We start from the raw sequence: 11182 nt of genomic DNA, 5'->3' as shown, positions 1-11182 counted from the left end.
CCTCGGCAGCAACACCAACATCAACGATTCTATCTCCTTCAACCAGAACTGAGGCGTTCCTGAGGATCTCGCGCTTGGGATTCATGGTGACAACAATTCCATTATCGATCAAAATTCTTTCCGCCATTACAAACACCACCAAACTTCACTCATTCTAGTTTTATTTTTGGCTTTCCATCCTTAGTCCATCCCTGCAACTCATAGTACTTTTCCAGCATTAACTTGAATCCAGCTGGGTCTATGCTTTTGCCGCTAGCCGGTCCCTCGCCACCCAATGGCTTAGTCATCATCTTTGGCAGATAATCATCTTTTCTGCTAAAGCCGTGCCTCACGTTAAATTCCCTCGCCATGTTCCAAACCCTATTACCAATGGTCTTCAGCTGCTCCACCCTGCAATCGTAACCCAAAGCTTTCAGCCACTCGCACCCAAGGTCTTCAAGGTAAACTGGGCTGGAAAAGTCGCATATGGCCAGACACCACAATATTGAATTTTTATCGTGATCCTCCTTGACAAACTTAGCTGCTTTTTCATAGTCAAACGCTGCGTCGCCCCAGAAAGTCGTTGGGCCCACAGCCCAAGATCTCTTATGACAAGCCCCACGGTCGCTGGTCGCGTAGGCGAGGGCCATCGCCACACTGCCGCGGGGGTCATAGCCTGGATAGCTCATCCCCTTGCATTCGACGGCAAAATCTTCGCCACCGAAAACTGAGACCGCCTTTTTCAACCCATCTGCCAAAGTATCCCCAAGCTTTCCTCTCCGGTGAGCAATGTCCTCTACAACTTGAACGCACTTTTCAACTTCACCGAATTTTATGTCGTAAATTTTAATTCCCTCCTCGTTGCACCTCATCAACCAGCTGATGATGTTTCCCACTTCAATGGTATCGATGCCGTATTCCCCGCAGAGGTAATCAAGCTTTGATATCGCACTTAAATCATCGATTCCACAGTTCGGACCCAACATTGCAATCGTTTCGTATTCCGGACCTTTTCTCGTTTCAATCTCAAATTTACCCTTCAGCCTCAGTGAGTAGCCGCAAGCGAGGGGACAATTATAGCACGTTTTTCTTTCCTTGGTGCTCTCCTTAACTTTTTCCGGACCTATGTTATCATAGCCGGGGAATCTCCCCATCTTCCAACCAAACGTGGGTAAGATACCGGCATTTTGGGAGGAAAATGTCGTGCCCGCAGTTCCAATCTGGATCGCCCATTGGGTCCCAGGATTCTCCCTCAATTTTTTCACATAAGCGATCGAAAGATCTCTGATTTCCTTAGGTAAAACCGGCGGGTCACTTTTAACCACGACGCACTTGAGGTTCTTTGAGCCCATAACTGCGCCAGCCCCACCCCTGCCAGCATGGTGCGTTCCAGAATCGGAGGAAATAGTGGCGTATCTCACCATCTTCTCGCCACCGATACCAATTCCGGCTATCTCCACACCCTTGCCGAACTTCTGGTAAAGCTCAGCAACGCTTTTTTCTTTCAAATCCGGCGCGGCTATCAATTCAGCCTTTCCGTGGTCGATTGAAAGATAACACATATCTTTGGCCTTTCCTTCAAAAATTATGCCAACATGCTCCGGAAGACCGAACCTAAGTTTAGCCGGAAACATACCACCAGAATAAGAGTCTAAAAATGTCCCAGTAAGTGGTGACTTTGTACTGACCACTAATCTCGAAGTCGTTGGAGCTATTCCGGTTAATGGACCCCAGCTAAAAATTAGTTTGTTCTGCGGGGAAAGCGGATCTGTACCTGGTGCCACTTCCTTCAGCAGATAATAGACAGCGACACCTTTTCCACCAACAAGTTCCTTCGCTTTTTTTTCAAGCGGCTCAGATTTAATCGAACCACTTGTTAAATTCACCCGAAGAATTTTTTGTAATTTAAAATTTTCCTTGATTTTTTCACCCATCCTAATTCAAAAAAAGGATATTAATCGTTTTCCGTTGTTCAAAAATTGAAAACTTAAGCTTTATTTTTCTAGCCTTTTTGAAGCTTTTAGTATTGCCTTCACTATTTTCACATAGCCAGTGCATCTGCACAGATTACCATCAATTGCGCGCCTCACCTCTTCCTCAGTAGGATGTGGGTTTTTCTCAAGAAGCGCCTTAGCGGTCAAAATCATGCCTGGGGTGCAATATCCGCATTGGATTGCGCCCTCCTCAATGAAAGCTTCCTGAATTGGGTGTAGCTTGTCACTTGAGATTCCCTCGATCGTGACTATCTTCCTGCCCTCGGCTGACGCTGCGAGCACTAAGCATGAAGTCATGGGCTTTCCATCTATCAACACGGTACAGGCACCGCACTCGCCGGTCCCACAGCCGTACTTAGTCCCCGTCAAACCTAACTTATCCCTGATTACTTGCAGAAGCGTCCAGTGGGGCTTAACCTCCACTTCATAATTCTTACCATTCACATTCAACCTGACAAGAATTTTCCTCTGCTCTTTTCTAACCATCTCAACCACCCTCAAATCTTTCCAGAAGGGTGAGCAGAGCCCTTCTCGTTAGCACCTCGGCTACGGCCTTGCGATATTCGGCCGTGGCTCTGATGTCAGTTATCGGCTTCGTCTCTTCTGCAGCTTGTTTTGCTACAGCATCGACTAATTTAATAATTTCTCCCAGCTTTTTCCCTTCCAGCATGGCCTCTGCCAACTTTGCCCTCAATGGTATCGGTGCCACCGCTCCAAGGACTATCCTAGCGACTTTACAAACAACATCGCCGATGGTCAGCCGGACCGCAACATTTACTTGAGCAATGTCCTCGCTTGTCCTTCCTTTCTTGAGAAAAACTGCCTTGGTCCCAGCAGGGGCTTCAGGCACAAATATTTCTGTGAGAATTTCTCCTCTTCTCAAGGCGGACTTTTTCGGACCCATAAAAAAATTCTCAACCAAAATCCTTCTTTTTCCCTTAGGCCCAATTACACTTGCCTCAGCTTCTAAAGCGATCAAAGACGGAGGCATATCGGCGGAGGGGGCAGCGTTACAAAGATTTCCACCAATCGTGGCATAATTTTTAGTCAGCGGCGTTCCCATATCCAACGTTGACTTCGCAATTACATCGTAGGGCTCATCCTCGAGAAATGGGGAGTCTGCGATCTCGTTTAAAGTAGCCAGCGCTCCTATTCTTATACCTTTTCTGTCCTTTTTGACGTAGTTCAACGGCAGTTGGGAAATGTCGATTATATATTCGATGTGCGGCGGCTTTGCCACAAGCAGGTCGGTGCCTCCGGCCAGAACCGCCGCTTTTCTCCCGTATTTATTGAGCAGGCCAACCGCTTCGCTGACCGTTGCCACTCTAAAATAATCTCTAGGCCTGAAAGGCATTTTATCGGTGAGCATTTTTCCCCAGAGTTAAAAAATCTTTCTAAAAAGAAATTAATAGCTTGACCATAAGAGTAACCTGAAGAAAATGAAAGAGGAAGTAGATCTTCTAATTAAAAACGCTAGGTTGATCAATAGGGAAAAAGTTACCGACATTGCCATCAAAGACGAAAAAATAATTGTGGTCGGTGAAGAGATAAACTTGCCTGCAAAATTAAAACTGGATGTTGCTGGAAAGTTAACCATCCCGGGCTTTATTGACTCGCATATGCATCTGGATCATGCCTGTCTAGGCGGCGACGCAAAATGGATCTCGCGGACCCATGAAGAATCGGAAAAAATCATCAGAAAAGAAAGACAATCGATAGACTCTGAAGGTGTGAAAGAAGTGGCAAGAAAAGCGGCGCTAACTCTCCTGAAAAAGAGCACGACAGCAGTAAGAACTCACGTTAACGTTGATGCATCATTTGGGTTGAGGGAGCTAAAATCAATGCTTGAATTCAAAAATGAGTGCGTGGATTGGATGGACCTGCAACTAGTCGCCTTCCCATCACGGGAGCCTTTAACAAGGTCGAGCGAAAGTGAATCTCTACTAAAACAAGCGATGAAACTTGGTGCCGACGTTGTAGGCGGCCTGCCAAATATAGACCCTGATCCTGAAGGATATCTGGATATTATATTCGACGTGGCAAAACGACATAAGGCAAAAATCGACTTACATGTCGACGAGACCAACGATCCAAAAAGTAAAGTTTTGGAACTTTACGCAGAGAAAACTTTGGAAAACGGATATGGGGGAATGGTAGTGGCAAGCCACTGCAGCGCGCTGTCAGCTTACAGCTGGGAAAACGCCAGGAGAGTGATCGAGAAGGTTCGGGAAGCTGAGATGAGCATAATCGCGAACCCATTTACTAACATATACATTCTTGGCCGGGATGGAAAGCCAAATGGGATTACGCGAGTAAAAGATTTGCTCGACTCTGGAGTGAATGTGACCTATGCCACTGACAACTTCAACGACGCTTACAATCCGCTTGGCAACGGTGATATGTTGCTAGCGGCACTTTTTCTAGCTTACCACCAAAGGCTAGAAGGCAAACGTGCTTTTTCGACACTTTTAGAGATGGGGACTACAGTGGCGGCTGAGACCACCGGAATAATAAAAAATTATGGAATAAAAGAAAGTGGTAGAGCTGACTTGGTAATACTTGAGGCTGAAACACCTTGGGAAGCAATCGTTTTTCAACCGAGGAGATGTTTTGTGATCAAAAGGGGTAAAATTGTAGTAAAAAATGGTGAAAACGTAAAGTCACCGCTTTGAAAAAAAATAGAGTTCAGAGCCAGCCCCTTGCATACATTGTATCAACAATTCTGGAAGCAGCCAGCGCCAAAGCGGATTTTCTCAAACTTATATCTTTACTCACTGAAAACTGTAGCGTTTCCTCAAACGCCTCCATAAGCGTCTCTTTTATTACCGCATAAGTTTCTTCTTTTTTAGTCTTAGCTCCAGACTTGCCCTCACGCCATTCAATATAACTGGCCACCACGCCGCCAGCGTTGGCCAAAAAATCAGGGACCACTATTTTTTTATTCTTCAACAACACCTCATCCGCCTCCTTAGTGACCGGGGCGTTTGCACCTTCAACTATTAAATCCGCTCTAATTTTAGCTGCATTTCCCGCATGTATGACTCCACCAACGGCTGCGGGAATGAGAAGATCAACATCCAGCTCGAGTAACTCTTGATTAGTTATTTGGCTGCCACCAAAACCACAAACCGTGCCAGCTTTCTGGAAATAATTTTTAAGCTCCTCTATATTGATACCGTCCTTGCAGAAAGAACCACCACGCACATCAGAAACAGCAACTATCTTGGCCCCCATTTTCGACAAAAACTCGCAGGTCCAAGAACCAACATTTCCAAAACCTTGAACCGCGACCGTGGCATCCGATATATCTTTCTCCAAGAACTCCTGAACTGATCTCTCCGAGATTACAGAAACTCCATAACCGGTAGCCTCTCTTCTTCCCGGAAGACCTCCAATTCCAATGGGCTTTCCAGTCACCGATTCTCTTAGATGTGTCTCACCAAATATTGCAGCCATTTCGCTCGGGCCAGTTCCTATATCTGGAGCAGGGACGTAATGCCCAGATAATAGTTCATTTTTTAACTCATGCGCATATGCAGTCATGATGAGATGTTTCACATCTGGAGGAAGATTGCTATCAGCAACTATGCCTGACTTCGCGCCACCAAAAGGCAAATCCATCAACGCATTTTTGTAGGTCATTATCTCCGCCAGTTGTGCGACCTCTTCAAGAGTAACATCGCTTGACATTCTTACGCCGCCTTTACCTGGTGGGCCGCGGGCGGCGCTGTGATATACCAAATAAACATAGATGAAACTATTTACCCCAGGAATGTGTCTTCTTATTCTACATCTAATGATTCGATCCGGCTCGCTCAATAGTTTGTAAGCCCTCTCAGGCATCCCCACTAGCTTAACTATCTCTTCATCAAGAAGCATTATGAAAACCTCCTGCTTATTTTGAGAACCCGACTACTTTTATAGCTTCCTCAGGATCCTTCAGCAGGTGTCCGGTCGCCACACAAACCACGACATCGTCTTTTTTTATCTCTTTTTGTCGCACCAGTTTTTTAAGTCCGGCAATTGTGGAGGCGCTGGCTGGCTCAACTCCGATTCCCTCCAACTTGGCAAGAGCCTTCTGAGCTCTGATAATTTCACCGTCGGAAACCGACTCAGCTGTACCGCCGGAATTTCTGATTGCTCTGATAGCTTTAGGACCGTTAACCGGATTGCCTATCCTTATAGCAGTAGCTATGGTCTCAGGTCTTTCAACTGGCTCAAAAGTTTCCTGCCCACGCTTTATAGCCTCGACTATCGGTTTTGCACCGTTCGCTTGGATCCCAATCATCTTCGGTATTCCTCGAGTGATGCCCACAGCGTCAAATTCAAAGAAACCCTTATAAATCGCCCAGATATTGGCGCAATTTCCCATTGGAACCAACACTTTATCAGGTATTTTCCACCCCAGCTGATCCGCTATCTCATAACTAATAGATTTCTGTCCTTGTAACCGAAAAGGGTTCAGAGAATTCAACAGGTAGACACTTTCATCCTGTTCGCACAACCTTCTCACCATTGCGAGCGCCTCGTCAAAGTTACCTTTTATGGCCACAACCTTGGCACCGTAAATCAAAGCCTGCGCCAACTTGCCTAAAGCCACTTTACCCTTTGGCAGAATAACCACGCAGCGCAGTCCTGCCTTGGCCGCATATGCTGCAAGCGAGGCTGAAGTGTTTCCTGTTGAAGCACAAGCGACTGTCTTTACCCCAAACTCAAGCGCCTTGGTTACACCGACGGTCATGCCCCTATCCTTAAAGGAGCCAGTGGGATTTGCGCCCTCGAACTTCACGTAAAGCTCATCAACACCGATCTCTTTACTCAAGCGATCACACCGAATAAGCGGCGTTCCACCTTCATTCAAACTAACTATCTTGGACTCGTCAATGACTGGAAAAAAGTCCCGGTATTTCCAAACACTTGGTGGTTTCAAATCGAGGTTATTTTTTTTCAGTTTTTTCTTTATCAAAGTAAGATCAAGTTCAACTTCTAAAAGTCCTCCGCATCTCTGGCATGTGTAGAACCTCGAACCTATATCAAACTTGTGACGGCATTCTATACATTCCAGCCACAAGATTAACCACCAAGCGTGCGATGGATGTCTATGAGATCCCCTAATAGAGAACTTGAGGTCTCCCTTGGCCCTGCCCCGAAACCAGTGATCGATATCTCTCTCGCCAAGTCCAACTTAAAGGTTACAGCATTTAATGTTCCGCCAACGGCAAGAGGATGTCCTAGCGGTACCATCTTGGGGCCGACCTCAAGTAAATCCCGCCTCGCTGTTCCAACCAGTTTTATCATTTGTCCCGCCTCTTGTGCCAGCCTCGTGGCATCCGGTGTGATCCTTCTGATGCCGACCACTTTAACGTCAGAAAGCTTGGCATTCATTCCCAAAACCGCATTGGCCAGAATTGTTATCTTGCACGCCGTATCAATCCCATCTATATCCAAGGATGGGTCCTTCTCGGCCAGACCGAGTTCCTGAGCTTCTCGGATTATTATCTCTTGTGGCACGCCTTCAGCGCTCATGCGAGTCAATATATAATTGGTGGTTCCATTGAGCACACCACATATCTCTGAAATTTCATTACCGCTTAGGAGCTTTTTGGCCAAACCTATAACTGGAACCGCGCCGCCGACAGAAGCGGAATACCTGAACTCCACGCCCTTTTTTCTAGCCAGCGAGTCCAGCTCTTTAAAAGCAACCACCAGCGGCCCCTTATTTGAAGTTATAACGTGTTTTCCGGCCTGCATGGCGCGCTTTATGTGGGTTAACCCGGGCTCACCATTTTGAATGTTCGTCGGCGTGAGCTCAAAAACTATGTCGGCGCTAACCTCATCAATCACATCAAGTGCCAGCTTACCACGCTTTCCCCCGGGGCATTTCGCAACGGTCTTACTACTCTCAGCGGTTTTCAAAAGCTGCGGCAAATCCAAGCCCTTTTCATCCACTACTGCGCCAAACTCATCGACCACTGCTACAACCTTGGGCACCAACCCATGCATCCTTCTAAGAAAATCTGATTTTTCTACAAACGCCTTACAGATGCCCTTGCCCAAATTTCCGAACCCGATGATAATTATTCTCATTAAATCGCCTCGATTGACGTCACTAAAAGTAACTTTTTCTTTTCTGCTATGTCGCGCAATTTAGAAATGGCTAGCATAGATCTCTCCTTATTGTCAGCAGCTATGACCATGCGGGCCGAAGACTCGCGCCCTAAACTGCCAACGGCCAGATTGAGTTCGGAAACAGTTACGCCTTTAATGGCATTCAGTTGATCTATCGTCTGCCTGATATCAGTGTGAACAATGTGGCCAATTAAAAGAACTGTGGTCACTATTTCCCCTTCACGCTCACCAACCTGTGTAACTCGCACGCCTACTTGTTTTAGCGCTGCCAAAATTCTTTTAAGCGTTGCTTGATCCCTGACATCAAAAATCAACATGACTGGTAAACGTCCCAACGGAGTCTTGCGCTCTCTCTGGTGCATGATACTCTTGATATTTCCGCCGAAACGGGCTATCGGCTCCAGACCTTTTAGTAGCTGTCCAGGAACATCCTCAAGTTCCATCACCATTTTCACGAGCATTTTCATCAACCCTTTCTTAACCCATCATTCACAGATATGATAAGTGTTTCGAAACGTTTGCCAAAACTACTAAACTTCAGACCTCGAAATCATTAACAACCCATTCCTATTCCTTAAACACCTGGATCCTTCGCGGGATACTAATTATAACCTTGCCCTTCTCAACTTTCACCTTTGAAGATTGTCTTTCAGTTGAAGCCGGCAAGGCCACGGTGCAGAAATACTCCCGACTGAGTTTTGGAGCTAGAGCATAGATCTCAACTGATTCCGGATAAAACTTTAGCTTAACATCGTCTTCACTCTCCACTCCTTCGGCACAGATGGTTATCGTGACCTCGTTAAAATCAACCGAAACATTGTATTCAGGTATCACCCTTTCTTTCAACCGCACAGCTGGCTCCTTCGCTTCCGCACGCAGGTGAGGTCTTTCAAGCTTCCCTGTAACTGGGGTCACTTTCTCCCCCACAAAAGGTACCTTTTCCCACTTCCCTGAAGGACCAAAGCGCCTCACCTCTATCTTAGGTGGCCCTCGCCCGTTGCTGCTTATTGAAATGCTAAAACCGCCACCTCTAACATAACCGCCAGGAGCTTTAACAATCCATTCGGAAGGTTTTTTAATAACTTCCGTTGAACGAAGCTCACGCTCTATTTCCTCAAAGTCTTTAAAAAATCGCTTCATCATCCGCCTGAAAAAATCGTCGAATGGATCCGACATTTTCCGCACCCAGTATAAGATTATTTCTGGACCTTATAATCTTTGAAAAGAAGAACAAAAAGAAATCGAACTTTAGATGTCCTCTTGCCACTCGTCTTCCGCCAACGTGCACTCGCCGTCAGAGTAAAAATCACATTCCTCGCAACATTCGTTTCTGTTTTCACAATCGTCATAGAGGTAGCAGTTTTTACAACACTTTGGCAAACAGCATTCCTCCAAACTAATTCGGTCGATAAAATTAATTAAAGCCCGTTATTTAAACATTTCTCAGAAAATTTTTGAACCATGTGTGATTGACTATTGGATGAAATAAAACAATTTTTTTCTTGTTTAAAATGGCTCACATCAATCAATTAGAATATTGGGGGCACGACCAAAATCTTCCTTTTAACTGGCTATAAAAAGTGGACTGGATGTAAAATCAGAAACGACTGAAACAACTCAGTTTTATGAGGCGTTCCACAAGCTGGAGGTAAGCTGCTGTCGATCCTTTTGCGCCACGAACATGCATCTCGACCGACTTTTGAAGCATCAGAGGGCCGAAATTTCTGCTGCTTTTGCCTCGGGTAACCAAGACCGTATTTGTCTGAGAAATTCATAGGACTCTTTTGGCAGTGCCCATAAAAAGCCGCGCGCATCTTCCGGACTGGCCTGTAGGACAGAAAAATCTTCAAGCCGCTTCGGATGAACTGGCACTGAAACTAGACCTGTCTCCGGATTCAAGCTCATCGGCGCTAACAAAAGGCCTCGCTTGACCCGAAGCTCGGAGAGGAGGCAGGTTTCTTTTCCTCTTTTGAGCCTTACTGGGGAAATAACGCCCTCGACGGAGACATCCGCCTTATGGTCAGCTAAATAGCTCACAATATAATTCGTCAGGCTCCCCTGCATTTCGTGAAGAACGCCCACATCGCCGATCCGTGCTTCGAAAGGAACCGCTTCAAGAGGTATGATTAAATCGAACCCTAGCCCCCCAGAATATTTAACCCATGGTTCTGGTGCTCCTATTTCCTCTAGGGCCTCCAACATCCAAGAAGTAACCTCTTTAGCAAACTTCAAACCACTTTCAGAGCGCGTCGTCCAAACCAAGTCGGTGCCGACGGGATTGTTAAAGTCATCGAGATAATACCGCCAGTAAGATGCGTAGAACGCTGACGCTCCTCTTGCAAGAACCCGATCAATGTCGGATGGTTCCTCCAAATAAATCGGCTTTCGCTGATCCGTCTCAAGATATCGTTGAAGGCTTCTTGTCTTTGCGTTGTAGATAGCGCACTCGCGGACGCCGGCGCTTCCGCTAGCATTCGCGAAATTCAAGATGGCGCGCCTCACGTCAAGGCGTTGATAATACATCGGCTTCCCCGGTTGGCTGTTTGCAATTCTGGTTTTAAGCGGGTTTTCGAGAGAGGGGTCGCCGAAAGTATTCCAACCCCTTCGTTTCCGCTGGAAAATAAAATTTAATAAAAATGACAAAGTTATGTTACATTATGAAAATAAATAATCCCATAAAAGAGTTTGATAAAGGTTGGGTTGTCGGTTTTATCGAAAGTGAAGGAGTATTTACAACAAATACGATAAAAATAAGGCGAAAAACGAAATCTGGGCTTAAAAATTACCGATATCGCAATCCAGCATTTTATCTGGTCAGTCGGGACCGTTCTGCACTGGAAATAGTAAAGTGGATTTTAAAGGCAGGAAAAATAGGCCGACACGGAACAATTTTTCACCTGAGCGTCCGACGCAAGGACGAATGCTTGGGTCTAGCAAAATTTCTGGAGGGGCGGTTGAAGTCCACTCTCCGTGTTCAGCAATTTGAGAGATGGCGGCAGCTGGTTTTGGAGTGGAAATTAAGGGCGCGGGGAGAAGGGGTGGAAGCTGGTTCTGAAGATTTGGGCGGCTAATAAGCTTTT

11 protein-coding genes are annotated in these 11182 nt (G+C 46.1%); 2 read left to right on the top strand and 9 right to left on the bottom strand.

Going from position 1 to position 11182, the window contains the following annotated elements:
• Nucleotides 1-149: 149 nt before the first annotated feature.
• From QXT02_RS05125 to QXT02_RS05115, 3 genes are read right to left on the bottom strand one after another with little or no spacing between them, the layout of a single operon-like run.
• On the bottom strand, nucleotides 150-1913 hold the full coding sequence (locus tag QXT02_RS05125; RefSeq protein WP_342812328.1) for an aldehyde ferredoxin oxidoreductase family protein: 1764 nt from the start codon (nucleotides 1911-1913) through the stop codon (nucleotides 150-152).
• 60 nt (nucleotides 1914-1973) lie between these two features.
• A complete protein-coding gene (locus tag QXT02_RS05120; protein ID WP_342812327.1) occupies nucleotides 1974-2459 on the bottom strand; it encodes a (2Fe-2S)-binding protein in 486 nt (161 codons plus the stop codon).
• Between the two features lies 1 nt (nucleotide 2460).
• The gene (locus QXT02_RS05115) at nucleotides 2461-3342 is read right to left on the bottom strand and encodes a xanthine dehydrogenase family protein subunit M (protein ID WP_342812326.1); all 882 of its coding nucleotides are present in this window, start codon (nucleotides 3340-3342) and stop codon (nucleotides 2461-2463) included.
• Between the two features lie 70 nt (nucleotides 3343-3412).
• On the opposite strand from QXT02_RS05115, the gene QXT02_RS05110 reads away from it, so the two are divergent.
• Nucleotides 3413-4645, top strand: a complete 1233-nt coding sequence (locus QXT02_RS05110) for an amidohydrolase family protein (RefSeq protein ID WP_342812325.1) — start codon at nucleotides 3413-3415, stop codon at nucleotides 4643-4645.
• Nucleotides 4646-4658: 13 nt separating this feature from the next.
• On the opposite strand, the gene QXT02_RS05105 is transcribed toward QXT02_RS05110, so the two are convergent.
• The 6 genes from QXT02_RS05105 to QXT02_RS05080 form a co-directional block, all read right to left on the bottom strand.
• Nucleotides 4659-5852: a Glu/Leu/Phe/Val dehydrogenase gene (locus tag QXT02_RS05105; protein ID WP_342812323.1), complete on the bottom strand. Its 1194-nt coding sequence runs from the start codon at nucleotides 5850-5852 to the stop codon at nucleotides 4659-4661.
• Between the two features lie 16 nt (nucleotides 5853-5868).
• Entirely contained in the window at nucleotides 5869-7044 is a 1176-nt protein-coding gene (gene thrC / locus QXT02_RS05100; protein WP_342812322.1) for a threonine synthase, read from the bottom strand.
• Nucleotides 7045-7046: 2 nt separating this feature from the next.
• Complete coding sequence (locus tag QXT02_RS05095) at nucleotides 7047-8060, bottom strand: homoserine dehydrogenase (protein WP_342812321.1); 1014 nt, start codon at nucleotides 8058-8060, stop codon at nucleotides 7047-7049.
• Nucleotides 8060-8563 (bottom strand): amino acid-binding protein, encoded by a 504-nt coding sequence (locus tag QXT02_RS05090; RefSeq protein ID WP_342812320.1) that lies wholly within the window; start codon nucleotides 8561-8563, stop codon nucleotides 8060-8062. The genes QXT02_RS05095 and QXT02_RS05090 overlap by 1 nt, the downstream gene beginning before the upstream one ends.
• A gap of 106 nt (nucleotides 8564-8669) precedes the next feature.
• Nucleotides 8670-9278, bottom strand: a complete 609-nt coding sequence (locus QXT02_RS05085) for a CS domain-containing protein (protein WP_342812319.1) — start codon at nucleotides 9276-9278, stop codon at nucleotides 8670-8672.
• A gap of 531 nt (nucleotides 9279-9809) precedes the next feature.
• A complete protein-coding gene (locus tag QXT02_RS05080) occupies nucleotides 9810-10625 on the bottom strand; it encodes a hypothetical protein (protein ID WP_342812318.1) in 816 nt (271 codons plus the stop codon).
• Nucleotides 10626-10759: 134 nt separating this feature from the next.
• Between QXT02_RS05080 and QXT02_RS05075 the strand changes: the two genes are divergently transcribed.
• Nucleotides 10760-11173 carry an LAGLIDADG family homing endonuclease gene (locus QXT02_RS05075; RefSeq protein ID WP_342812317.1) on the top strand — a complete coding sequence of 138 codons (414 nt, stop codon included), beginning with the start codon at nucleotides 10760-10762 and terminating at the stop codon, nucleotides 11171-11173.
• The last annotated feature ends 9 nt before the right edge of the window (nucleotides 11174-11182 follow it).

Source organism: Hadarchaeum sp. (SeqCode), assembly GCF_038871235.1.
Classification (GTDB): Archaea; Hadarchaeota; Hadarchaeia; order Hadarchaeales; family Hadarchaeaceae; genus Hadarchaeum.
This window is presented reverse-complemented; position numbering and strand designations above follow the sequence as displayed.